The following is a 24,096-nucleotide window of genomic DNA, read 5'->3' as shown; positions in this document are numbered from 1 at the left end:
CGACCACCATGGGGTGATGGCTGACCAGACGACACCCCAGGACCCGACCACCCAGCACCCCGACCCGGAGTCGCAGACCGCGGAGCAGATCGAGCACCCGGGGCGCACCGAGGACATGCGCCAGGAGCCCGACCACGGCGAGGAGTCGTACCGGGGCTCCGGGCGGCTCGAGGGCCGCCGCGCGCTCATCACCGGCGGTGACTCCGGCATCGGCCGCGCCGTCGCCATCGCGTTCGCCCGCGAGGGCGCCGACGTCGCGATCTCCTACCTCCCCGAGGAGGAGGAGGACGCGCGCGTGACGCTCGACTGGATCGAGAAGGCGGGCCGCCGCGGCCTGCTCCTGCCCGGCGACATCCGCGACGAGGCGCTCGCGCGCTCGCTGCCCGACCGCGTCGTCCAGGAGCTCGGCGGGCTGGACGTCCTCGTCAACAACGCCGCGTACCAGATGGCGCAGACCGGCGGGCTGGCCGACATCACGACCGAGCAGCTCGACCGCGTGCTGAAGACCAACATCTACGCGATGTTCTGGATCACGCAGGCGGCGCTGCCGCACCTGACCAGCGGCGCGTCGATCATCAACACCTCCTCGATCCAGGCGTTCGACCCCAGCCCGCCGCTGCTGGACTACGCGTCGACCAAGGCCGCGATCTACAACTTCTCGAAGGGCCTCGCCCAGCAGCTCGCCGAGGACGGCATCCGCGTGAACGCGGTCTGCCCGGGGCCGATCTGGACCCCGCTGATCCCGGCGACGATGAACTCCGAGAAGGTCGAGAGCTTCGGCTCCGACACGCCGCTGGGCCGCGCGGGCCAGCCGGCCGAGCTCGCGCCCGCCTACGTGTTCCTGGCGTCGCAGGAGTCGTCGTACGTGACCGGCGACCGGATCCTGGTGACCGGCGGGCGCTCCTGATGCGCGTCGTCGTCGTGGGCGGCCACGGCAAGATCGCGCGGCTCCTCGCGCCGCTGCTGGTCGCCCGCGGCGACGTCGTCGTGCCGCTGGTCCGCAAGCCCGAGCACGCCGACGAGCTGGCGGCGCTCGGCACCCAGCCGGCGCTGCTGGACATCGAGGCGTCCGACGCGGACGACTTCGCGGCCGTCCTGACGGGTGCCGACGCCGTGGTCTTCGCGGCCGGTGCCGGCGCCGACGGCCGCGCGGACCGCAAGCGCGCCGTCGACCTGGAGGGCTCGCTGAAGTCGCAGGACGGCGCGCGGCTGGCGGGCGTCCGGCGGTTCGTGCAGATCTCCGCGATCGGCGTCGACGAGCCGATCACGGACGACATGCGTGCCGTGTGGGCCGCGTACGTCGTCGCCAAGCGGGACGCCGACGAGGCGTTGCGCGACTCCGGCCTGGACTGGACGATCCTGCGCCCCGGCGGCCTGACCGACGAGCCCGGCACCGGGCGGGTCCGGCTGGCCGAGCACGTCGAGCGCGGCACGGTGCCGCGTGCCGACGTCGCGGAGGTCGTGGCGGCGGCGCTCGTCACGGACACGAGCATCGGCCGGCAGTGGGAGCTCGTCTCCGGGGACACCCCGGTCGCGGAGGCCGTCGCCACGGCGTGAGGTGCGCGCGGGGCGCGGGGGTGAGCCGGCCGCCGCTGCCCGCGCCTCCGTCGTCCTGACGAGGCGGTGACCCGCGGTTCCGTCGTCCGGAGGAGGCGGCATCCCCGGGGCGATGCCTAGCGTCGGCGCCATGACGGCGGCGACCACCACCACCACGCCCGGCACGGGCGTGCCGTTCCCGCGCACCGGCACCGCGCTGGCGGTGACCGGCGCGGTGGTCGCGGCCGCCGCCCTGGCCACCGTGCTCGCGGCCGCCCCCGACGGGCTGCGGGCCTCGGCCGACCCGGGCGCGCCGACCGTGCCGTACCTCGTGGTCCTCGGACCCACCGTGCTGGCGCTGGCCCTCACGTGGGCGCTGCCCCGGCGTGCCCCGGTGCTCGCGCCGCGCGTGGCCGACCGGCGCCGGGTGCTGCTCGCGGTGATGCTCCTGCTCGCGTGCGCGGCGGCCTTCCCGCTGGTGGTGGCGGCGACCGGGGTGGCGGCCTCGGCCGACTACCACCTCGTCAAGATCGTGCTGCTGGTCGCCGTGCCGGGGGGCGTCGTGCTCGCGACCCGGGGGCTGCGGACCGGGTGGCCCCGCGCCGCGTGGCGGTGGTGGGCCCCGCTCGTCGTCGTCGGCGTGTGGACGGCTGTCGCCCGGGCCGCTCCGTGGGTGCAGGAGCCGGACTACGGCGAGGTCCCGGTCGACCTCCTGGTCACGGCGGCGGTGGCCACGGCGGTCACGGCCGGCGTGGGGGAGGAGCTGTTCTTCCGGGTGTGGCTGCAGACGCGGCTGGAGGCGCTGCTGGGCCGCTGGGGCGGCATCACCGTCGCGACGCTCGCGTTCGCGCTGATGCACGTCGGGTCCCGGCAGCACGGGGGTGCCCTCGTCGAGGTGTCGGGGGCGATCGTCGTGCAGGGCCTCGGTTTCGGGCTGGTGGCGGCCTGCCTGTGGAGCCGGTACCGCAACGCGTGGCTCGTCGTGCTGCTGCACGTGCTGGCCAACGGGTTCGGCATCGCCGTGCTGCTGCTCGGCTGACGGGGCCGACGGTCAGGCCGGCGCCCGTTCGGCCACCAGCACGTGGTGCGGGTGCACGCGCCCGGCGTCGAGCCGCGTGGCGGTCACGGTCAGCCCGTCCTCGCGCAGCCAGCCGGCCATGACGGAGGGGTCGACGAACGTGAAGGTCGCCGACCCCTCCGTGATGCGCAGGACGCGTACCGACAGCGTCTCCTGCCAGCGGTTCCAGCGGACCTTCCACGCCGGGGACGCACCCATCTCCTTGACGACCAGACGTCCGCCCGGGGCCACCTGCGCCGCGGCGGCCGCCAGGAGGGCGCGCTGGGCGTCGGCGGGCAGCAGGTACAGCACGTCGACGACGACCACCGCCGCCCACGGCCCGGCGGGGACCGCGCCGTCGGGCGCGACCGTCAGCTCGAGGTTGGGCACCCGTGCGGCGGCCACCGCGCCCGCCGCGATCTTGTCCGCGTCGATGTCCACCCCGACGACGTGCCGCCGCTCGCCGGACAACGCCGCGTAGGCGCTGAACAGCCCGTGCCCGCAGCCGATCTCCAGCACCGGCCCGGCCTCGGGCAGCAGCGTCACGAGCCGCCGGAACGGGGCGCTCCACCACCGCACGTGCACATGGGCGCGCTCCTGCCACGGGGCGTCGCGGTACAGCGCGAGCGCGCGCCGGCCGGCGGCGTCGGGGCGTCGCCCGGTCACCGACGTCCTCCCGCGTCCGCGGCGCCCAGCCCTGCGAAGCCCGTCAGGCGGTAGCCGCACGCCTCGACGGTCGCGCGGGTGCGGGCCGACGTGAGCGCCGCCAGCTCGTCCGCCCACCGGTAGCCCCAGGCGAAGCGCGCGGTGTGCGGGTCGTCGGCGACGCCGGGGTGGGCGTTGACCTCCAGGGTGCGGGCGCCGCGCGCGGCGGCCGCCTGCAGGGTCGCCACCAGACGGTCCTCGTCCATCGCACCGGCCTCGTCGAGGCCCGCGTAGTCGTCGGTCGTCGCCAGGCCCGCGCGCTCGAGGCGTCGGCGCAGGCCGCGGCCCAGGACGCCGACGCCCACGCCGGCCACCCCGACCGCGCGGCTGCGCGGCAGGCGGACGGCCGGGACGCCCGCCGCGAGCGCGAGCTCGGTGACGACGCGCCCCACGACGGGCCACAGGTGCGTGTGCTGGTGGGTGTCGACGTGCGTGACGGGCAGCCCGACGCCCCGCACGCGCTCGAGCTGCGCGGTCAGCTCGCGCCGCACGTCGTCGGGGTCGATGCGTCCCGCGAGACCGCGCGCGACGACCGTGCGGTAGCCCAGGGGGAACCGGCCGTCGCGGTCGACCAGCGTCGGGACCTCGCGTGCGGACAGCAGCGGGGGGTCCTCGCCGACGAGCGCCAGGTGCGCACCGACCTCGAGGGTCGGGTGGTCGCGCAGGACGCGGGCGGCGTCGTCGAACGCCGTGCCCACGGCCAGCAGCGACGTGGCCGTGACGACGCCGTCGACGTGGCCGCGGCGCACCGCCTCGTTGACGCCGGCGGTGAGCCCGAGGTCGTCGGCGGTGACGACGAGCAGACGCGTCACGACGTCGGCCGCGGCGGCAGGGTCCGCAGCTCGCGACGCAGGGTCCACATCTCCGCGACCATCGTGCGGATCACCCCCCAGGACGACAGGGTCGACACCCCGCGGGTCCGCGGGAAGTAGTCGACACCGATCTGCAGCACCTGGAAGCCGGCCTTCTGCGCGCGCACCAGCAGCTCGGCGTCGATGAACGACCCCTCGCTGCGCAGGGCGACGTGGTCGAGCACCTCCCGCCGGACGAGCTTGAACGCGAAGTTCACGTCCCGCACCCGGGTGCCGAACAGTGTGCGGACCAGCCCGTTGTAGAGGAACGAGTAGACGGCGCGGCGCGGGCCCTCGCCCGTGCGGTCCAGGCGGTAGGCGCTGACGATGTCGACCTCGTACGTCTGCAGCACCCGCAGCGCCCGCACGAGCTCGCGCATCTCGAACGGCAGGTCCGCGTCGGTGTAGAGCACGACGTCGCCGGTGGCGGCCTCGAAGCCGGAGCGCATCGAGCCGCCCAGCTTGCGGTTGACCGGGTGGTGCACGACGCGCACGTGCGGGTCGGCGGCGGCCAGCGCGTCGGCGAGCTGCGGTGTGCGGTCCGTCGACGCGTCGTCGACGACGATCACCTCGTACTCCAGGACCTGCCCGGAGTCGACGAGCTCGCGGCAGGTCACGGACGCCGCCGTGACCGCGCGCTCGATGTACTCCTCCTCGTTCCACATCGGGAAGAAGATCGACAGGCGCTTGAGCGGTCCGGGACCGCGGGTGGACGTCATGAGACGGCGACTCCTCTGCCGAACAGGTACGTCAGGACGACGAGCAGGACCCCGCTCACGACGAGCGCGACGGGCACGGCCCAGCGGCGCTGCCGGGTCGCGAGGAAGTCGGCCGCGGCGGCCATCACGGGGAAGGCCACGAGCACGTAGCGCCCGGTACCCATGAAGTCCTTGGTGCCCAGGATCGGGATGAGGAGCACCACGGCCGCGAAGGCCGCGTACCCCCACCCGAACAGCCGCTGCACGCGTCGCATCAGCAGGACCGCGCACAGGCAGGCCAGGGCCTGGAGGGTCAGCAGCAGCGCGATGTCGTACGGCCCCTTCACCAGCGTGCCGAGGTAGACGACCTTGAACCACGTGCGCGGGCCGACGCCCTGGTTCCACCCGGGCGCGGACTCCACCTCGACGAACGCGAGCGGGTTGCCGAACTCGGCCCACAGGTAGACGCACCAGGCGAGCAGCCCGAGCCCCGACGCGAGGACCCCGGCGTGCCGCGGGCGCACGTCGCGCACCGCGGCGACCACGTCGCGCCACCCGGGCCACGTGCGCGCCACGGCCACGTCGTGCGCCTCCGGCCCGTCGTGCGCCTCCGGCCCGTCGTCCCCTCCTTCGGCGCGTGCCGCGCGACGGTCCTCCGCGACGATCTCGAGCGTCCGCACGACCAGGCCCACCGCGACCGCCACGCCGACCGGCCGTCCGGCCGTGGCGACCGCGCCCACCAGGCCCGCCGCGAGGTACCAGCGCCGCTCGAGCAGGGCGAACGCGCCGATGGCGCTGAGCAGGAACAGCGCGTCGGCGTACATGGGGCCGTAGAGGAAGAACGCGTAGGGATACAGCATCAGCACGGCCACCGCGAGGACGGCCGTGCGGCGCGGCAGCCGCCGGCGCGCCCACAGCGCGAACAGCACGACGGCGGCCAGCCCGCACAGCACGGTCAGCAGGTGGCCCGCGACCTGGTGGTCCCCGAGGACGTCGCCCAGGCCGCGCACCGTCAGCGGGTAGGCGGGGAAGAACGCGACGGACGACTGCTGCCCGGGCAGGTACGAGTAGCCCGCGCGCACGATCTCGAGGTACCACCCCGCGTCGTACTGGAACCACCCGTCCATCCACGACGGCCCGAGGAGCTCGGGGTCCTGGCGCACGTGCTCGCGCGCGGCGAGCGCGACGACCGCCGACAGGGCGACGACGAGGCCGGCGAACGCGCCGGCCACGGCCAGCGCGTACCGCCACACGTCCCGCCGCGTGCCGGAGGGCTGGTCCGTCCTCGTCATGGCCGACTGCACGCGCACCCCCGTCCTCCCGCTCGGACGCCCCCGGCGGCGGCCAGGGCGAGCATAGGGTGAGACGCACGGGCGCCGGGGAGGGTTGGGGCCCGACCGGGTGATCGTCCTGAGCCGGGGTCGTGCAGGTACGGAGGTGACGGGTGCTCGGTCTGCTCGCGGTCGCCGGTGCGGCGCTGTGCTCGGGGGCCGCGGTGGTGCTGCAGGCCGTCGCGGTGCGTCGTCTGCCGCGCGACGCGGGGCTGGGTGCAGGCCTCGGCCGGCTGCTCGCCTCGCCCGCCTACCTCGCGGGTCTCGCGCTCGTGGCCCTGGGGTTCGGGCTGTCGTTCGTGGCGCTGCGCAGCCTGCCGCTGTTCCTCGTGCAGGCCGGCCGGGCGTCGGGCCTGGCGGTCGCGGCGGTCCTGGCCGTCGTGGTCCTGGGTGCGCGGGCCACCGCGCGTGACGCGTGGGGGCTCGCCGCGCTCGGTCTGGGTCTCGTGGGCCTCGCGCTGAGCGTGGCCGCGGCGCCCGTGACGACGACCCCGGCGGGCGTCGGCGTCGGGCTGCTGGCCGCGGCCGCGGCGCTGGCCGTCGTGGCGTGGCGCGTCGCCGCGCGGCCGCCGTCGGTGCGCACGGGCCTCGCCCTCGCCGTCGCCGCCGGCTGCGGGTACGCGCTGCTCGCCCTCGCGGCGCACGTCGTCGACCTGAGCCGCCCGGTGCGCCTGCTGCTGGACCCGGCGCTGTGGGCGGGCGGGCTCGGCGGCGTCCTGGCCCTCGCGCTGACCGCCCTCGCGCTGCGTCGCGCGCCCGTCGTCGCCGTGACCGCTGCGACCGTGGCCACGGAGACGTGCGTGGGCGCCCTGCTCGGGGTGCTGGTGGGCGACCGGGCGCTGCCCGGGCGCGGGCTGCTGGCGGCGGGGGCGTTCGCGCTGGTGCTCACCGGTGCGCTCACCGTCGCACGGTTCGGTGCGCCGGAGTCGCTCGCGCAGGCCGAGCAGGTCAGCGCCCGGGACTGACCGGTGCACCACGTGCCGCCCTCCACGCGCTGCGCAGCACGTCGTCCAGGTCCCGCGCGGCCTGCCAGCCGAGCCGGTCGCGGGCGCGGCCCACGGCGGCGACGACGACCGCGGGGTCGCCGGCCCGTCGCGGCAGCACCTCGACCCGGGTCGGGCGCCCGTCGAGCGCGCAGAGCCGGTCGACGACCTGGCGGACCGACGCCCCCGTCCCCGTGCCGAGGTTGAGCACCTCGGTGGCCGCAGGCCCGGCCGCGACCTCGAGCGCACGCAGCGCGGCGAGGTGCGCGTCGGCGACGTCGCGGACGTCGACGAGGTCGCGGACGCACGTGCCGTCGGGCGTGGGGTAGTCGGTGCCGTTGATCTGCGGCGGCTCCCCGCGCGCGAGCCGCCCCAGCACCGTCGTCACGAGGTTGGCCTCCTCGTCGTCCCGCAGGCGCCACGACGCCGCACCCGCGACGTTGAAGTAGCGCAGCGCGAACGAGCGGATCCCCTGCGCCGCACCGGCCGCGACGAGCGCCTCCGCCTGCAGCTTCGTGGACCCGTACGGGCTGACGGGGTCGGGCAGCACGTCCTCGTCGACGGAGGCGACGTCGGGGGAGCCGTACACGGCGGCGGACGACGAGAACACCAGGTGCGCGACGCCCGTGGCCGTCATGGCCGCGAGCACGTGCGCGGTCCCGCCCACGTTCTGGGAGCGGTACCACGTCGGCCGTGCCACGGACTCGGCGACCTTCTTGCGCCCGGCCAGGTGCACGACGGCCGTGACGCCCCAGCGCTCGACCGCCGCGACGAGGACGGGCACCGCGTCGGGGGAGGCCAGGTCGGTCTGCACCAGCGGCACCCCCGGCACCCGGTCCGCCCGCCCTGTGGACAGGTCGTCGACCACCACGACGTGTCGCCCGGCACCGAGCAGCGCATCGACCACGTGCCCGCCGATGTAGCCCGCACCGCCTGTCACCAGCACGCTCACGAGGCGAGAGTAGGGGCGGGGCATGGCCGGCGAGTCCTCCTCCAGGAGGACAACGGTCGTGTCAGGGGATGAAGTCGCGCGCCCGCCGGAGCACGGCGTCCAGCATCGCGGGGGTCAGGCGCCCCGTGAAGGTGTTCTGCTGGCTCACGTGGTAGCACCCGAGCAGCGTGAGCTCACGCGGCTCGGCGCCGTGGCGCAGCGTCACCTCGACGCCGTGCCCGAACACGGGACGCGGCCGCGGCACGGACCAGCCCTGCTCGGCGAGCGTCGTGAGCAGCGCCTGCCAGCCGAAGCCGCCGAGGACGACCGCGACCCGCGGCGCCACGAGCTCGAGCTCCCGCGCGAGCCACGGGCCGCAGGTCCGGCGCTCGGCGGGTGTCGGTGCGTTGGCCGGGGGAGCGCACCGCACGGGGGCGGTCACGCGCGCGTCGTGCAGGGTCAGGCCGTCGTCCGCGGACGTCGACGTGGGCTGCGACGCCATGCCGACCCGGTGCATGGCCGCGAACAGGAAGTCCCCGGACCGGTCGCCGGTGAACATGCGGCCGGTGCGGTTGGCGCCCTGCGCGGCCGGTGCCAGGCCGACGACCACGACGCGCGCCCGCGGGTCCCCGAAGCCGGGGACGGGCCGCGCCCAGTACGTCTGCCCGCGGTACCGGGCGGGCGGGTCCGCCGCGACGGCCTCGCGCCACGCGACGAGCCGGGGGCAGGCGCGGCACGTCGTCGACACGCGCTCGAGCGCCGCGAGGTCCCCCGCGGACGCCGCCGCGGCGACCACGTCCGCCGGCGACGTCGGCACGCCACCGTCGGGTGCGCCGTCGGGCGTCACGACGAGCCCCGCCTCAGAACCGCGACGCGTCGCCCGCGCCCTCGCGGACGACCTCGGGGGCGCCGGACGTCCAGTCGACGACCGTCGTCGGCTCGGTGCCGCGGTCGCCCGCGTCGACCACCGCGTCGAGCACGTCGTCCAGCTCCTCCTTGATCTGCCAGCCCTCGGTCATGGGCCAGTCGTGGCCGGGCATCAGCAGCGACGACGACAGCAGGGGCTCGCCCAGCTCGCGCAGGATCGCGCCGGCCACCGGGTCGTCGGGGATGCGCACCCCGACGGACCGCTTCTTGGCGTGCGCGAGCCGGCGCGGGACCTCCGGCGTCGCGGGCAGGATGAACGTGTACGGCCCCGGGGTCGCCGCCTTGATCGCGCGGAACGCGCTGTTGTCGAGGTGCACGAGCTGCCCGAGCTGGGCGAAGTCGCAGCACACCAGCGTGAAGTGGTGGCGGTCGTCGAGGTGCCGGATGCGGCGGATGCGCTCGGCGCCGTCGTGGTTGTCCATGCGCGTGCCCAGGGCGTACATCGAGTCCGTGGGGTACGCGATGACGGCGTCGTCCCGCAGCATCGCGACGACCTGCGCGATCGAGCGCGGCTGCGGGTCGGTGGGGTGCACGTCGAGGTACCGGGCCATGCGTCTCAGCGTAGGAGGCCGTCGGGCGGTGCGCCCGCCTACCCGGCCGCGCCCAGCAGCCGTCCCGTCAGGCCGGTGAGCAGGGCCGGCTGCGCCGCGAGCGCGAGCCCCGCGCCGAGGACCACGGCCCCCGCGACGGAACCGACGTGGCGCAGACGTGCGGACATGGTGCGGACCTCCGGCTCGGAGCCGCCCACGTGGCGGCGTCGGGACCAGCGTGCGCGTGACGGCGTGTCCCGCACATCGGGGACGACCCTGCGTCCGACCCCGGTCTGCCCCTGGGACGCGGCCCCCCGGGACGGGCCGCCGGAGCGTGTGCGACGCCGTGACCAGGACGTACGTCCTCGGGGTGTCCCCTGAGAGACGTGTGCCGGCGGATCAGGGTCGGTTCCGGGTCGGGCCCGGGTCCCCCGGCGTCCGTCACTGGAGGACGATCGTCCTGTGACCACCACCGACAGCAGCCCGGCCGACGCCCCGATCGCCACCGCCCGGGGCCTCGTCCGTACCTACGGGTCCGGCCCGACCGCCGTGCACGCGCTCGCGGGCGTCGACCTCGACATCCAGCGCGGCCGCCTGACCGCCACCATGGGCCCCTCGGGGTCGGGCAAGTCGACCCTCATGCACTGCCTGGCGGGGCTCGACCGTCCGACGTCGGGGACCGTCGTCGTCGACGGCCAGGAGGTCTCGGCGATGTCCGAGCGGCACCTGACCCGGCTGCGGCGCGACCGCATCGGCTTCGTCTTCCAGGCGTTCAACCTGGTGCCCACGCTCACGGCGCTGGAGAACATCACGCTGCCGTTCGACATCGCCCGCCGTCCCGTCGACCGCGACCACCTGGACGCGGTCGTGCAGGCCGTGGGCCTGGCGGACCGGCTGCACCACAAGCCCGGCGAGCTGTCGGGTGGGCAGCAGCAGCGCGTCGCGTGCGCGCGGGCGCTCGTCACGCGGCCGGCGGTGGTGTTCGCCGACGAGCCGACCGGCAACCTCGACTCGACGTCCGCGCACGAGGTGCTGTCGTTCCTGCGGCGCAGCGTCGACGACCTGGGGCAGTCCGTCGTGATGGTGACGCACGACCCCACGGCCGCGTCCTACGCCGACCGTGTGCTGTTCCTCGCCGACGGCCGCATCGTCGACGAGCTCGCGGACCCCACGCCGGACACCGTGCTGGAGCGGCTCGCCGCGCTCACGCGCCGCCCGTCCGCGGCCCCCGTCGAGGTGCGCTGATGCTCCGCGTCACGCTGCGCGGCGTGCGCGCCCACGCGGTGCGCTTCGCCCTGTCGGTGCTCGCGGTCGCGCTCGGCGTCGCCTTCGTCACCGGGACGTTCTCGCTGCGCACCATGCTGTCCGGCACGTTCCACGGGATCATCGACGCGAGCGCCCCTGCCGACGTGTACGTGCAGGGTGACGAGACGGTGCCCGGAGGCACCTCGATGGGCGGCGGCCTCATGGTCGGCGAGCAGCGCACGGGCGTCCCGTACGAGCTGGCCGACGAGCTGTCCGCGGTCGACGGCGTGGACGTCGCGATCGCCGACGTCACGGGCCAGATCGTGCTCGTCGGCGCCGACGGCACGGCCGTGCAGTCCACGCAGGCGCCGTCGTTCGGGCTGGCGTTCGACGAGCGCGACCCCGGGCTGTCCCTGCTGGACGGGCGCGCACCGACCGCCGCCGACGAGATCGCGGTCGAGTCCGCCACGCTCGCGTCGTCCGGGCTGGCGATCGGGGACGGCACGCGGGTCGTGCTGGCCGGCGAGGTGCACGAGGTCACGGTCGTCGGCGAGGTCGACGGCGGCGGCCCGATGGCCGGCGCGACCCTCGTCTTCCTCCCCGTGGACGTGGCGCTGGCGACCTACGCGCCCGAGGGCACGGTGTCGACCATCGCGGTGTACGGGCCGGGGGACGTCGACGAGGAGGCGCTCGCCGCCACCGTGGGTGCCGCGCTGGCCGACGGGACGCTCACCGGTGCCGACGGCGCCGAGGCCGTCACCGGCCAGTCCTTGCGCGACTCCCTGACGTCCGACATCGACGAGATGCTGGGCTTCGTCACCGCGTTCCTGCTGATCTTCGCGGCCATCTCGCTGTTCGTCGGCGGGTACCTCATCACCAACACGTTCGCCATGTCCGTGCGTCAGCGGGTCCGGGAGTTCGCGCTGCTGCGGGCCGTGGGCGCGTCGCCCGCGCAGGTGTTCGGCGTCGTCGTCGGCCAGGCGGCCGTCGTGGGGCTCGTGGGCTCCGCGCTCGGCGTGGCCGGCGGGCTGGGGCTGGTCAGCGTCCTGCGCGTCGGCCTGGAGCAGGTCGGCATGGACCTCGTCGGGGACATCCCGCTCGAGACGTCGACCGTCGTGCTGTGCCTCGTCCTCGGGACCGTCGTGTCGATGGTCGCCGCCGCCGTGCCCGGCCGCCGCGCGGCGCTGGTCGCCCCGGTCGAGGCGATGCGCGGGGACGTGTCCGTGCCGGAGCGCTCGCTGCGCCTGCGCGGCGTGCTCGGCGGCGCCGTGGTCGCCCTCGGCGCGCTCGCGGTCGGGGTCGCGGCCCTGTGGCCCGACGCGACGGGGGCCGAGCCGCTGCTGGGACTGGGCGCCGCCGTCACGGTCGCCGGCGTGCTGGTCGCGGCCCCGGCGCTGGCGCGCTCGGTGCTGCGGGTGCTCGCCGTGCCGTTCGTGCGGTGGCTGCCGCCGCTCGGCCGGCTCGCGCGCGGCAACGTCGTGCGCAACCCGCGCCGCACGGCCAGCACCGCCGGTGCGCTGGTCATCGGCATGACGCTGGTCGGTGCGGTGTCCGTCATCGCGGCGACGGGGCAGGCGTCGCTCTCGCGCGTCGTGGAGAGCACGACGAACGCGGACCTCGTGCTGCGGTCGGTCACGAACGTCGTGCCCGAGGGCGCCGTCGACGACGTCATGGCGCTGCCCGAGGTCGGCCGCGCCGACGCGCTGGCGTTCACCATCGGTGGCACGTCCCCCGAGCCCGGGGTCGCCCCGGCGCCCGAGGACATGGGCGTGATCGCCGCCGTCGGGCCCGGCGTCCTCGGCGGCTCCGTCGTCGTGGACGTGGTCGCGGGCGACGTCGACGACCTGGACGACACGCACGTCGTCGTCAACCAGCGCGTCATCGGCGAGGGCTGGGACGTCGGCGACGAGGTCACGGCCGCCACCGCCGCGGGCACGCGGACGTTCACGGTCGCCGCGGTCATCGACACGCGGGTGCTCGGCGGGGCGGTGCTCGTCACGCCGGCCGTGCTCGACGAGCTGGCGCCCGGTGCCGCGCAGTCGACGGACACGGTGTTCGTCGACGCGGGCGCGGGCGTCACGGTCGACGAGCTGCGGGCCGCGGTGGCCGACGCCGTCGCGCCGTACGTGGTCGTGTCCGTGCAGGACCGCGACGAGTTCGTCGACCAGATGGCCGGACAGGTCGACCAGGTCCTGGTGATCCTGTACGCGCTGCTGGGCCTCTCGCTGGTGATCGCGGTGCTCGGCATCGTCAACACCCTCGCGCTGTCGGTCATCGAGCGCACCCGGGAGATCGGGCTGCTGCGCGCGGTGGGCCTGGGGCGGCTGCAGGTCGCCGGGGTGGTGACCGTCGAGTCCGTGCTGACGGCCGTGTTCGGCACCGTCGTCGGCCTCGCCCTCGGGGTCGGACTCGCGTCCGTGCTGCCGCGCGTGTACGCCGAGGAAGGGCTGGACCAGCTCGTCGTCCCGTGGGGCGGGCTCGGGCTCATGCTCGCGCTGGCGGTGGTCGTCGGCGTCCTGGCCGCGGTGTGGCCCGGCGCCCGCGCCGCCCGCCTGCGCGTCCTCGACGCCATCGCCACCCCGGACTGACCCCCACCCCGCCGAGCGCGGTACTCCGCCGCCGAGCGCGGTACTCGTATGTCCCGCGCTCGGCGGTCGAGTACCGCGCTCGGCGGGTGGGTCAGGGCTTGTGGGGGGCGACGCCGCGGACGTCCGCGGACGGGAAGCGGCGGTGGGAGTCCGCGAGCTTCGCGCGGGCGGCCGCACCCAGGTCGACGCCCAGCACGTCGGCCAGCCGGACCAGGTAGACCAGCACGTCGGCCATCTCCTCGCCCGCCCGCGCGCGCCGGTCGGGCACGGCGAACCGGTCGACCGCCTCGTCCGCCGGGACCCACTGGAACAGCTCGGCCAGCTCCCCGACCTCGCCCACCAGCGCGAGGACCAGCGACTTCGGGTCCTGGAACTGCTCCCAGTCCCGCTCCCGCGAGAACTCCCGCACCGCCGCCGTCAGCTCCGCGATCTCCGTCACGCGCCCATCATCGCCGCGGGCGGGCGCGCGCGTCACGCGGGGGTGAGGTGCTCCGGGCAGGGGGCGTAGTGGTCGTGGGCGACGACCAGGCTGCCGCGCCCGCCCGTCAGGGAACGCAGGTCCAGCACGTAGCGCTGCAGCTCGGCCTCGGGGACGGTGGCCTCGACGACCACCTCGCCGCCGTCGAGCGACACGGTGTCCGTGATGCGGCCGCGCCGCGCGGACAGGTCGCTCATGACGTCGCCCTGCGCGGACGTGGGCACGGTGATCTGCACCCGGCACACCGGCTCGAGCACGACGGTGCCGGCGGCGGCCAGCGCCTCCTTGAGCCCCACCGCCGCGGCGGTGCGGAACGCCATGTCCGACGAGTCGACCGAGTGCGCCTTGCCGTCGTACACCTCGACGCGCACGTCGACGACGGGGAAGCCGTGCGGGCCGCCCGCGGCCATCGCCTCGCGCACGCCGCGCTCGACGGCCGGCAGGTAGGACCGGGGGATCGCGCCGCCGACGACCGAGTCGACGAACTCGAACCCGGACCCCGGGGGCAGCGGCGACACCCGCAGCTGCACCACCGCGTACTGCCCGTGCCCGCCCGACTGCTTCTTGACCTTGCCCTCGGCCTCCACCGGCTTCGCGATCGTCTCGCGGTACCCGACGGGCACGGGCGACGTCGTGACGTGCACCCCGAACACGCGCGCGAGCCGCTCGAGCGCGACCGCCAGGTGCGTGTCGCCCAGCCCGCGCAGGACGGTGCGCTCACCCGTGCGGTCGACCGTCAGCGTCGGGTCCTCGGCGACGAGCCGGCCGAGGGCCGCGGACAGGCGGTCGTCGTCGGACTGGGTCACCGGGTCCAGCGCCAGGGCGTAGACGCCGGGCCGCTCGCGCGCCGGGCGCGCGGTCATCCCGACGCCCGGGGTGCCCTTGGCCGCCAGCAGCGACCCCGTGGGCGTGCCCGTGAGCTTGGCGACGGCGGCGACCTGCCCGGCCACGGCGACGTCCAGCGGCGTGTGCTCCTTGCCCCGCAGCCGGAACAGCCCGGGCACCCTCTCCTCGGTGCGGGTGGTGGTGTTGACGAGCCGGTCACCGGGCCGCAGCGTGCCGGACAGCACCCGCAGCACGGTGACCTGCCCGACGAACGGGTCGGCCACGGTGCGGAACGCGTGCACGAGCGTCGGCCCCCGGGGGTCGGGCGCGACCTGCACCTCGACGTCGCCCGCGAGGACGGTCGCCGGGCGCGCGCCGGGGCCGGGGCACAGCTCGCAGACCAGGTCGGCGAGCCGGTCGACGCCGACGCCCGTCGTCCCGGACGCGACGAGCACGGGGACCGCGAGCCCGTCGCACACCTCCTGCGCGAGGGTGTGCTCGAGGTCCGCGACCGACGGGACGTCGCCGGCCAGGTACCGCTCGAGCTGGTCGTCGTCGTGGGCGACGATGTCCTCGGTGACCGACTCGTGCAGCCGGTGCTCCTCCTCCGCCACGCCCGAGGGCAGCGGGCCGTCGTGGTGCCGGCCGTCGGCGTCGTAGACGTAGCCTCCTTCCGAGAGCACGTCGGCGACGCCGGTGAACCCCGCCTCGTCGCCGAACGGCAGCTCCAGGGGCACCAGCACGTCGCCGAACGCGTCGCGCAGCTGCGCGAGGACGCGGTGGAAGTCGGCGCGCGCGCGGTCCTCCTTGGTGACGACGACCAGCCGCGGCACGCCCGCCTCGCCGGCCGCCCGCCACGCCAGGTGCGTGCCGGCCTGCACGCCGTCGACGGCGCTGACGACGATCACCGCGAGGTCGGCGGCGCTCAGCGCCGCGTCGACCGCGCCGGCGAAGTCGAGGTACCCCGGGGTGTCGAGCAGCGTGACGTCGTACGTGCGGCCGTCGTCCGTCTGCCATCGGAACGGCGCGACGCCGAGCGCGAGCGAGATGCCGCGGGCGATCTCCTCGGGCTCGTGGTCGCTCACCGTGGTGCCGTCCTCGACGCGCCCGGCGCGGGGGATCGTCCCGGCGCGGTGCAGCAGGGCCTCGGTGAGGGTGGTCTTGCCGGATCCCGACGCGCCCAGCAGTGCGACCGTGCGGACGGCGGGCGACGGTGCCTGGTCCATGTGGACCCTCCCACAGGTGGGTGAACTTCTTCGGCCCAGCGTAGGACGACGCGCCCCACGGCGGCAGGACGAGGGTCCCTGGTGCCGACGACGACGGGCCGGACCCCCTCCCGGTGGTGGGAGGGGGTCCGGCCCGTGCGTCAGGTGCGGTGCGTCAGCTGGCCGCGATGATGTCCACGACGAAGACGAGGGTCGAGCCCGGGGGGATGCCCTCCTTCTCCTCGTCGCCGTAGCCCTTGTCCGGCGGCACGACGAGCATGACCTGGCTGCCGACCTTCTGGCCGACGAGGCCCTCGTTCCAGCCGGCGATGACGCCCGCCTGGCCGACGTTCTCGACGGGGAAGGGCATGCTGCGCTCCCACGAGGAGTCGAACTGCGTGCCGTCCCAGAGCCAGCCGGTGTAGTGCACCAGCGCGGTCTGGCCGGCGGCGATCTCCGGGCCCTCGCCCTCGATCAACGGCTGCGCGACGAGGGTCGTCGGCGCGTCGCCCTCGGCCGGCTCGAGCGCCGGTGCGCCGTTCTCCGCGAGCGTCACGGTGGGCAGGCCGTCCACGGGGGCGACGGCCGTGCCCGTGGCGCGCCCGGGCCGCTTGGCGACGATCTCGGCGACGGCCACCGTGGTGACGTCCTCACCCATCGGCTGGCCGAAGACGAAGCGCATGCCGACCTTGCCGTCGACCAGGATGTCGGCGAGCACCGGGGCCAGCGACGCCTCGGAGACGACGAGCTGCTCGGGCGCGGACGCCCACGTCGACTGCTGCGTCGTGCCGTCGGTGCCGTTCACCCACACCGAGTGCAGGTCGATCAGGTCGCCGTCGGCGACGGTCTCGCCCGTGCCCTCCTCGAGCACGAACGCGGTGGGCGCCGACAGGCTGAACGGGGTACTGGGGAGCACCACCTTGGGCTCCGCGCCGGCGGCGCCCTCGACGGCGACGGACTCCAGGGCGGCGATGTCCTCCGCCGACGCGGTCGGCTCCGCCGTGGAGGCGGCCGAGTCCTGCGCGGTGGGCGTCGTCGCGTCGTCGCTCGGTTCGTCGCCGGCGCAGGCGGCGAGGGTGAGGCTGAGCGCCAGCGCTGCGGCTGCGGCACGCAGCGCGGTGCGGGTCGTGGGGCGTCGCACGGAGGTCCTCCGGGGGTCGGGAGACCGGCCCGGAACGCCGGGACGGCCTCCGGCACCGTACGTGACGTTCCTGGACGTCGCCTGGGACAGCCGAGGACCGAAACGCTTCAGTGACGTGCCGGACGAGCAGGGCGGGGCCGCGCGGCCCCGCCCCGTCGACGCGTCGGCGCCGGTCAGAGCATGCGCCGGGAGCCGGGGTGCACCACGCGCAGCCACCGGCACCCGTACCCGTCGAGCTCGATCTCCACCCGGCCCTGGTCGTCCGTCGTGCGGTCGTCGTCCTCCAGGAGGTCGATGAGGCGGGTGCCGGCGCCGGCGTCGTCGAGGTGCAGCGGCACCCGCACGGCCTCCGAGCCCAGGTTGTGCAGCGCGACCATCGACGCGTCCTGCCACGTCGAGCGGTGCGCGAGGACCGCGGCGTGCGGCTGGTCGAGGATCTCGACGCGGGTCGTCCAGCCCAGCTCGGGGCTCTCGCGGTACCGGCGCGCGAGCTTCTGCACGAAGTTCAGCAGCGAGTCGGGGTCCCGGCGCTGGTCGGACACGTTGACGTGCTCGGGGGCGAAGGCCCCCTCGGTCACCGGCCCGGACAGCCGCGACGCGGCCGCCTGGGAGAACCCGCCGTTCTTGCCGGACGTCCACTGCATGGGCGTGCGGACCGCGAGCCGTCCCTCGGCGGCGAGGTTCTCGCCCATGCCGATCTCCTCGCCGTAGAACAGCACGGGCGTGCCCGGCAGGCTGAACAGCAGCGAGTAGACCATCCGCACGCGGCGCGGGTCGCCCTCGAGCATCGGGGGCAGGCGGCGGCGCAGCCCGCGGTCGTACAGCTGCATGTCCTTGTCGGGGCCGAAGGCGTCGAACACCTCCTGCCGCTCGTCGTCGGAGAGCTTGTCGAGCGTCAGCTCGTCGTGGTTGCGCACGAACGTCGCCCACTGGGCGTCGTGCGGGATCTCCGGGCGCGTGCGCAGCGTGTCCGCGATCGGTCCGGCGTCCTGGCGGGCCAGCGCCAGGTACATCTGCTGCATGAGCACGAAGTCGAACTGCAGGTTCAGCTCGGCGCCCTCGTGCTTGCCGTCGCCCGTGTGGTCGCCGAAGAACGTGCGCTGCTGCTCGTACGGCAGGTTGACCTCGCCCATGAGGATCGAGGCGCCCGTGCGCCGCGACAGGAACGCGCGCAGCTGCTGCAGGAACTCGTGCGGGTGGTCGACGTCGTCGCCCTTGCCCTTGTGCGCGTCGGCGAGGAAGAACGGCACGGCGTCGACGCGGAACCCGTCCAGGCCCATCTGCGCCCAGTAGCCCACGACCTTCGCGATCGCGTCGCGGACCTGCGGGTTCGCGGTGTTGAGGTCCGGCTGGTGCCGGTAGAACCGGTGCCGGTACCAGGCCTCCGCCTGGTCGTCGTACGTCCAGATGCCGTCCTCCTTGTCGGGGAAGACGACCTCCTTCGACGTGTCCGGCGGGGCGTCCTCGCGCCACACGTACCAGTCGCGGTACGGGCTGTCCTTCGAGCGCCGCGCGGAGCGGAACCACGGGTGGCGGTCCGACGTGTGGTTGACGACGAGGTCGGCGATGACGCGGATGCCGCGGTCGTGGGCCGTGCGGATCAGCTCGACGAGGTCACCGGCGTCACCGAGGCGCGGGTCGACGCCGTAGTAGTCGGTGATGTCGTAGCCGTCGTCGCGGTCGGCCGTCGGGTAGAACGGCATGAGCCACAGGCACGTCACCCCGAGCTCGGCGAGGTGGTCGATGCGCTGCACGAGGCCCGGCAGGTCGCCGATGCCGTCGTCGTCCCAGTCCATGTAGGTCTCGACGTCGAGGCAGTAGATGACGGCGGACTTCCACCACAGGTCACCGGTGTCGCGGATCCTCACGCGTGGGCCTCCTTCAGGGCGGGGAGCACGTGCTCGGCCGCCATGTCGACGAACGCCTCCAGCGACGACGACGGCCGCGTGGCCGTGGCGGCGGCGTCGGGGTGCTTGTCGTCGGACGGGACGACGTCGGTCGCGATCTGGTGCAGGTAGACGGCGTCGAAGCCGAGCTCCGCCAGGGCGACGAGCCGGTCGGCGAGCCGCTGCGGGTCGTGCTCGACGAGCACCGAGCCGCGCAGCAGGTCGTCGCTGACCTTGTCGGCGATCTGGTCGAACGCCTCGGGGGTGTCGAGGTCCCACGCGACGGGCGGGCCGATCGCGTTGCCCGCCCACTGCTCGCGCGCCAGTCGCAGCGCCTCGGCGTCGGTGGGGGCGAACGAGACGTGCACCTGCAGCGCGATCTCACCGCGTCCGCCGGCGTCGCGGTACTCGGCGATGATGCGCCGCAGCTTGTCCTCGGGCTGGTTCACGGTGACCAGCCCGTCGGCCCAGCGGGCGTGGTTGCGGGCCGTGGCGACCGAGACGGCCGGGCCGATGAGCAGCGGCTTCACGTCGGGGAGCGTCCACAGCTTGGCGCGGTCGACCTTCACCAGGCCGTCGTGCGTGACCTCCTCGCCGTCGAGCAGCGCGCGGATGACCTCGACGCACTCCAGCAGGCGCGCGTCGCGCACGGGCTTGGGCAGCCACCCGTCGCCGGTGATGTGCTCGTTCATGTTCTCGCCGGACCCGAGCGCGACCCAGAACCGGCCCGGGTACATCGCGGCCAGCGTGGCCGCGGCCTGGGCGATGATCGCCGGGTGGTACCGCTGGCCGGGGGCGTTCACGACGCCGAACGGCAGCCGGGTCGTCGCCAGCGCCGAGCCCAGCCACGTCCACGCGAACCCGGAGTGGCCCTGCGTGGACTGCCACGGTGCCCAGTGGTCGGAGCACATCGCGGCGTCGAACCCGCGCTGCTCGGCCAGCCGGGTCGCGGCGAGCAACGCGGAGGGATGGACCTGCTCGTGTGAGTTGTGGAATCCGACGCGCACCATGGGGCACTTTCCTACCGGTTGGACGCCTGTCCCGCTCGGTGAGCGGACGACGCGTGTGCGTCGTGGCTCAGCGCCGCGCGTCGCGCGCCAGCACCCCCGCCTGCAGTCGCGTCCGCACGCCGAGCTTGCCCAGCACGTGGCTGACGTGGGACTTCACCGTCGTCTCCGACACCACGAGCCGCGCCGCGATGTCCGCGTTCGACAGCCCGTCGCCCAGGGCGTCGAGGACGTCGCGCTCGCGCGCGGTCAGGGCGGCGAGGCGGTCGTCGGCCTCTGCTGGGACCGGGGCTGCGGGGACGGGTTGCGACGCGACCGCGTCGAGCAGGCGGCGCGTGACCTCGGGCGCCAGCACGCCCTCGCCGGCGGCCACCCGGCACACCGCGTCGACCAGCTCGTGCGCGCCGACGGTCTTCAGGAGGAACCCGGCGGCCCCCGCCCGCACCATGCCGAGCACGTACTCGTCGAGGTCGAACGTCGTCAGCGCCACCACGTCGGCCAGCCGCTCGCCGACGATCGCGGCCGTCGCGGCGATGCCGTCGGTCCCCGGCATGCGCACGTCCATCAGCACGACGTCGGGGCGCAGCGCACGCGCCTGACGCACCGCGACGTCGCCGTCCGCCGCCTCCCCGACGACCTGCACCCGGCCGGACTGCTCGAGCATGATCCGCAGGCCGGCGCGGATCGCCGCGTGGTCGTCGGCCAGCAGCACCCGGACGGCGGGGTGTGCAGCGTTCGGGACCTCCAGCGTCACCACCGCTGCACACTCCCTCGTCGCAGCGGCAGGTGGGCGCGGACCCGCCAGGTGTCGCCCCGCGGGCCGGCCTCGACGGCGCCGCCCAGGGCCGCCGCGCGCTCGTGCATCGTCTGCAGGCCCGCCGACGACGTCAGGGCCGGGTCCACCGGGCCGGCGTCGGTGGCCAGCGGGTTGTCGACGACGAGCACGAGAGCGTCGTCGTCGGCCGTGACGCGCACCGCCGCGCGCCCGCCGCCGTGCTTGTGCGCGTTCGTCGCGGCCTCCTGCAGGATGCGGAACGCCGCGTGGTCGACGGCCGTGGGCACTCCCGTCGGCACGTCGCCGACGACGTCCACGTCGAGGTCCGCGACCCGCGCCAGACCGGCCGGTGCGGTGGCCGCGTCGGCGTCCGCGCCCTCGCGCAGCACGAGGATCATCGAGCGCATCTCCGCCAGCGCGTCGAGCGACCCGGCACGCGCCGCCGTCAGCGCCGCGCGGTCCCGCGACTCGTCCGGTGGGGCGGCGAGCGCGGCCTCGGCGTGGATGGCGACCGCGGACAGGTGCCCGGCGACCACGTCGTGCAGGTCGCGGGCCACACGCGCGCGCTCGTCCTGCACCGCCCGGTCCCGGTCGAGCGCGGCGATGCGTGCGACGTCGTCGGCGTGCGCGCGGGCCAGGTCGGCCCGGGCACGCTCGGCGTCGGCGCGACGCGACTGCTCGGCCGTCAGCACCTCCGAGCGGCGCACGTCCGAGCCCCACCACCACGGCGGCAGCAGCAGCGACCCGGCGACGAGCGTCAGCTGGACGACGTCCCGCGCCGACATGCCCGCCACGACCGTCGCGACCATCACCCCGAGCACGAGGGCGACCAGCACCCCCAGCACGACCGCGCGGGCACGCGGTGCCGCGCCACGCGCCACCGTGAAGAGCGCGTCGAACAGCACCAGGTACATGCCCAGGCTGCCGCCGAGCACCACGTCGACCGCGAGCAGCGCGGTGACGACCACGAGGACAAGCACCGGGTGCCGGCGCTTGTACAGCAGCGCGGTCGTCCCCAGCAGGAGCACGCCCACCTGCCACGGCAGCGTGCCGCCCGGCACGTCGGCGAGCGGCTGGTCCACGCCGAGCATGCGCACGTCGAGCACCAGCAGGACCAGCCCGACGACGAGCAGCGCCACCGAGTACGCGCGGTCCGCCGCAGGCCCGCGCGGCGGCGTGCGCACCCACCGCGCGAGGGCGGCGAGACGGGAGGTCATGCACCCATCCCAGCACGTCCGTGACCTGCGGCTCTCGTCCGAACGGACGAGACGGCGCGCGCGGTTCGGTCCGAACGCCGGACGCGCCCGCCCGGGCCGCCGCGGGACCGTCGGGGCATGGAGATCGTCGAGTGGGTCCGCGACCACCCCGTCGCCGCGCTGGTGATCACGTGCGAGGTGGCCTTCTGGGTGTTCCTCGCCGCGGCCGTCGTCGCGCGCTACGTGCTCCGCCGCCGGCGGCTGTCGACCGTGCTGCTGCTGTGCGAGCCGCTCATCGAGGTCGTCCTGCTGGTCGCCACGGTCACCGACCTGCTGCGCGGCGCCGAGGCGACGTGGACCCACGGGCTGGCGGCGCTCTACCTCGGGTTCACGGTCGCGTTCGGCAGGTACACCGTCCACAAGGTCGACGGGTGGGTCGCGTGGCGGCTCTTCGACGGGCCGCGACCGCCGCGCGTGCCGTCGGGCGGGCGCGCCAAGGTCGTGCACGAGTGGAAGCTGTGGCTGCGGGTGCTGCTGGCGTGGGCCGTGGCGGTCGCGGTGCTCGGGGTGCTCCTGCTCATCGCCGACGACCCCGCGCAGCGGCAGGTGCTGCTCGGCTGGGCGGGACGGGCGACGCTCGTCATGGGCATCTGGTTCCTCGCCGGACCGGTGTGGCAGGTCTTCGCCGACTCCGCGGGCGAGGACGACGCCCCGGACACGGACGACGCCCCGGAGACGCCGGCCGACCACCCCACCTCCCACCCGGCCCACCCCACCCCCTGACCCCGCGCCCCCGGGCGCACCCCGTCGACGGAGATGTCCACCCACCGGGACGACGCTCCCGCGAGACCGGGCTCAGGTCGCTCGAGCCCTGCCATGAACGACCTCAGCCCGGTCTCGCGGGGCCGGCGTCCCGCGAAGCGGACGACGGGGGACGGGGCCGGGTGGGACGGAGGGACGGCGTCAGCGGGTCGGGGTCGTGGCTCGGCGGTCCCTCACAGGGCGTCGGACCAGGGCTCCGCGGCCGTCGTCACCGGCTCGCCCGTCCGGGCGGACTCCTCGATCGCCAGGCCCAGCAGGTGGTCCTGGCAGCCGTCGGCCAGCGGGTACGGCGGCGGTGCGTCGCCGCGCAGCCACGCACCGGTGTCGTCGAGCAGGTGCGCCACCGCGAGGTCGTCGTCCGCGAGACGCGCCCCGACGAACGGGTTGCGGTACAGCACGCGCCCGTCCATCGACAGGTGCTCGAGGTCGAAGCCGTCGAGGTTCTGCTCGATGCCCGACTGGCGCCGCACGATCGACGACGTCAGCACCGTGCGCTCGTCGACCCACCGCGTCACGGTGTCGTCGACGATCTCGCCGTGCGATCCGCGCACCACGACGCGGTTGGTGCGCAGCGGGTTGTACCACTGGTTGTCCGTGAAGTCGTAGAGGACCGACCGGCCGTCGCCCAGGTCGAGGGTCGCGAGGACCGACCGCACCGGTGCGGCCCCGCCGGAGTCCGTCCAGCCCTCGCGCCCGACCGGGTCGACGAGCGGCGCGGTGAACGCCTGCGCGCGCACCGTCACCGGTCCGCGGCCGGCGCCCAGCAGGTACCGGCCCAGCCCGACCGCGTGGTACAGGTGCGTCGAGGAGACCTGCACGCTCGTCGGCGCGCCGATGACCCCGGCCTCGACGACGGCCCGCCGCGCGCGGTGCGCGGGCATCGACGGCGAGTGCTCCGCGACCTGCACGAGTCCCGTCGCGCCCACGTCGGCCCACAGGTCGCGCAGGCCGGCGGCGTCGGGCGCGGGGGGCGTCTCGGCGAGCACGGGGACCGCCGCGTCGACGATCTCCCGCACCGCGTCGGGCGTGACGGGCCAGGGGGTCGCCGTGACGACCAGCTCGGGCCGGTCGGGTGCCGCACCGGCACCCGGCAGGGCGCCGGTGACCAGCTCCTCGATCGTCCGGACCGTCGGCACGCCCCACGCCGCCTCGACCTGCGCACCGCGCTGGGCGGTGCGGGTCACGACGCCGACGCACCGGAACCGGTCCGGCATCAGGCGCGCGACGCGCACGAAGAACTCGGCCCGCCACCCGGACCCCACCACGCCGAACCGCACCGGCTGCTGCGTCACACGGACCTCCTCGTCGCCGTCGACGACCCTAGCCCGCACCCGCGCTCTCGGGATGCCGGTGCGTGCCGCGCGGGTCATCCTCGTGTC

General features: G+C 75.3%; 23 protein-coding genes. 7 read left to right on the top strand and 16 right to left on the bottom strand.

Annotated elements, in window-relative coordinates; translation table 11 throughout:
- Positions 1-16: 16 nt before the first annotated feature.
- From NP075_RS17315 to NP075_RS17305, 3 genes are all read left to right on the top strand, one after another.
- The gene (locus NP075_RS17315; RefSeq protein ID WP_284439901.1) at positions 17-907 is read left to right on the top strand and encodes an SDR family oxidoreductase; all 891 of its coding nucleotides are present in this window, start codon (positions 17-19) and stop codon (positions 905-907) included.
- Positions 907-1,557 carry an NAD(P)H-binding protein gene (locus tag NP075_RS17310; protein ID WP_227565954.1) on the top strand — a complete coding sequence of 217 codons (651 nt, stop codon included), beginning with the start codon at positions 907-909 and terminating at the stop codon, positions 1,555-1,557. The genes NP075_RS17315 and NP075_RS17310 overlap by 1 nt, the downstream gene beginning before the upstream one ends.
- Positions 1,558-1,687: 130 nt before the next feature.
- The gene (locus NP075_RS17305; protein WP_227565952.1) at positions 1,688-2,575 is read left to right on the top strand and encodes a CPBP family intramembrane glutamic endopeptidase; all 888 of its coding nucleotides are present in this window, start codon (positions 1,688-1,690) and stop codon (positions 2,573-2,575) included.
- Positions 2,576-2,587: 12 nt separating this feature from the next.
- On the opposite strand, the gene NP075_RS17300 is transcribed toward NP075_RS17305, so the two are convergent.
- From NP075_RS17300 to NP075_RS17285, 4 genes are read right to left on the bottom strand one after another with little or no spacing between them, the layout of a single operon-like run.
- On the bottom strand, positions 2,588-3,259 hold the full coding sequence (locus NP075_RS17300; protein ID WP_227565950.1) for a class I SAM-dependent methyltransferase: 672 nt from the start codon (positions 3,257-3,259) through the stop codon (positions 2,588-2,590).
- A complete protein-coding gene (locus NP075_RS17295) occupies positions 3,256-4,158 on the bottom strand; it encodes a carbohydrate deacetylase (protein ID WP_227565949.1) in 903 nt (300 codons plus the stop codon). Before NP075_RS17295 ends, NP075_RS17300 begins: the two co-directional genes overlap by 4 nt.
- Complete coding sequence (locus tag NP075_RS17290) at positions 4,107-4,868, bottom strand: glycosyltransferase family 2 protein (RefSeq protein WP_227565948.1); 762 nt, start codon at positions 4,866-4,868, stop codon at positions 4,107-4,109. Before NP075_RS17290 ends, NP075_RS17295 begins: the two co-directional genes overlap by 52 nt.
- Positions 4,865-6,139: a glycosyltransferase family 39 protein gene (locus NP075_RS17285; protein WP_227565946.1), complete on the bottom strand. Its 1,275-nt coding sequence runs from the start codon at positions 6,137-6,139 to the stop codon at positions 4,865-4,867. The genes NP075_RS17290 and NP075_RS17285 overlap by 4 nt, the downstream gene beginning before the upstream one ends.
- Before the next feature lie 152 nt (positions 6,140-6,291).
- Here NP075_RS17285 and NP075_RS17280 point away from each other — a divergent pair, with 152 nt between their 5' ends.
- Positions 6,292-7,143 carry a hypothetical protein gene (locus NP075_RS17280; RefSeq protein WP_227565944.1) on the top strand — a complete coding sequence of 284 codons (852 nt, stop codon included), beginning with the start codon at positions 6,292-6,294 and terminating at the stop codon, positions 7,141-7,143.
- Here NP075_RS17280 and galE read toward each other — a convergent pair.
- The 4 genes from galE to NP075_RS17260 form a co-directional block, all read right to left on the bottom strand.
- Positions 7,127-8,113: a UDP-glucose 4-epimerase GalE gene (gene galE / locus NP075_RS17275; RefSeq protein WP_227565943.1), complete on the bottom strand. Its 987-nt coding sequence runs from the start codon at positions 8,111-8,113 to the stop codon at positions 7,127-7,129. The two genes, NP075_RS17280 and galE, sit on opposite strands and share 17 nt — an antisense overlap.
- A gap of 61 nt (positions 8,114-8,174) precedes the next feature.
- On the bottom strand, positions 8,175-8,939 hold the full coding sequence (locus tag NP075_RS17270; protein ID WP_372456744.1) for a uracil-DNA glycosylase: 765 nt from the start codon (positions 8,937-8,939) through the stop codon (positions 8,175-8,177).
- Positions 8,940-8,952: 13 nt separating this feature from the next.
- Entirely contained in the window at positions 8,953-9,570 is a 618-nt protein-coding gene (locus NP075_RS17265; RefSeq protein ID WP_227565941.1) for an L-threonylcarbamoyladenylate synthase, read from the bottom strand.
- A 38-nt stretch (positions 9,571-9,608) separates the two neighbouring features.
- Complete coding sequence (locus NP075_RS17260) at positions 9,609-9,737, bottom strand: hypothetical protein (protein ID WP_255630554.1); 129 nt, start codon at positions 9,735-9,737, stop codon at positions 9,609-9,611.
- Positions 9,738-10,011: 274 nt separating this feature from the next.
- Here NP075_RS17260 and NP075_RS17255 point away from each other — a divergent pair, with 274 nt between their 5' ends.
- Together NP075_RS17255 and NP075_RS17250 are read left to right on the top strand one after the other, a co-directional pair.
- On the top strand, positions 10,012-10,794 hold the full coding sequence (locus NP075_RS17255; RefSeq protein ID WP_227565939.1) for an ABC transporter ATP-binding protein: 783 nt from the start codon (positions 10,012-10,014) through the stop codon (positions 10,792-10,794).
- Entirely contained in the window at positions 10,794-13,382 is a 2,589-nt protein-coding gene (locus NP075_RS17250; protein WP_227565938.1) for an ABC transporter permease, read from the top strand. The genes NP075_RS17255 and NP075_RS17250 overlap by 1 nt, the downstream gene beginning before the upstream one ends.
- Positions 13,383-13,473: 91 nt before the next feature.
- On the opposite strand, the gene NP075_RS17245 is transcribed toward NP075_RS17250, so the two are convergent.
- The 7 genes from NP075_RS17245 to NP075_RS17215 all read right to left on the bottom strand — a co-directional run bounded on the left by NP075_RS17245 (position 13,474) and on the right by NP075_RS17215 (position 21,916).
- Positions 13,474-13,821, bottom strand: a complete 348-nt coding sequence (locus NP075_RS17245) for a nucleotide pyrophosphohydrolase (RefSeq protein WP_227565937.1) — start codon at positions 13,819-13,821, stop codon at positions 13,474-13,476.
- A gap of 32 nt (positions 13,822-13,853) precedes the next feature.
- Positions 13,854-15,911 (bottom strand): elongation factor G, encoded by a 2,058-nt coding sequence (locus NP075_RS17240; protein WP_227565936.1) that lies wholly within the window; start codon positions 15,909-15,911, stop codon positions 13,854-13,856.
- A 154-nt stretch (positions 15,912-16,065) separates the two neighbouring features.
- Positions 16,066-17,031, bottom strand: a complete 966-nt coding sequence (locus tag NP075_RS17235; protein ID WP_227565935.1) for an FKBP-type peptidyl-prolyl cis-trans isomerase — start codon at positions 17,029-17,031, stop codon at positions 16,066-16,068.
- Positions 17,032-17,204: 173 nt separating this feature from the next.
- Positions 17,205-18,899 carry an alpha-amylase family protein gene (locus NP075_RS17230; protein WP_227565934.1) on the bottom strand — a complete coding sequence of 565 codons (1,695 nt, stop codon included), beginning with the start codon at positions 18,897-18,899 and terminating at the stop codon, positions 17,205-17,207.
- Positions 18,896-19,927, bottom strand: a complete 1,032-nt coding sequence (locus NP075_RS17225; protein WP_227565933.1) for a TIGR03885 family FMN-dependent LLM class oxidoreductase — start codon at positions 19,925-19,927, stop codon at positions 18,896-18,898. Before NP075_RS17225 ends, NP075_RS17230 begins: the two co-directional genes overlap by 4 nt.
- Before the next feature lie 67 nt (positions 19,928-19,994).
- Entirely contained in the window at positions 19,995-20,681 is a 687-nt protein-coding gene (locus tag NP075_RS17220; protein WP_227565931.1) for a response regulator, read from the bottom strand.
- On the bottom strand, positions 20,675-21,916 hold the full coding sequence (locus NP075_RS17215; protein WP_227565930.1) for a sensor histidine kinase: 1,242 nt from the start codon (positions 21,914-21,916) through the stop codon (positions 20,675-20,677). The genes NP075_RS17220 and NP075_RS17215 overlap by 7 nt, the downstream gene beginning before the upstream one ends.
- A gap of 117 nt (positions 21,917-22,033) precedes the next feature.
- Between NP075_RS17215 and NP075_RS17210 the strand changes: the two genes are divergently transcribed.
- A complete protein-coding gene (locus tag NP075_RS17210) occupies positions 22,034-22,678 on the top strand; it encodes a hypothetical protein (RefSeq protein ID WP_227565927.1) in 645 nt (214 codons plus the stop codon).
- Between the two features lie 212 nt (positions 22,679-22,890).
- Here the strand turns inward: NP075_RS17210 and NP075_RS17205 are convergent, their stop codons facing one another.
- On the bottom strand, positions 22,891-24,087 hold the full coding sequence (locus tag NP075_RS17205; protein ID WP_250788382.1) for a Gfo/Idh/MocA family protein: 1,197 nt from the start codon (positions 24,085-24,087) through the stop codon (positions 22,891-22,893).
- Positions 24,088-24,096: the final 9 nt, after the last annotated feature.

This window comes from Cellulomonas wangsupingiae, assembly GCF_024508275.1.
GTDB lineage: Bacteria > Actinomycetota > Actinomycetes > Actinomycetales > Cellulomonadaceae > Cellulomonas > Cellulomonas wangsupingiae.
This window is presented reverse-complemented; position numbering and strand designations above follow the sequence as displayed.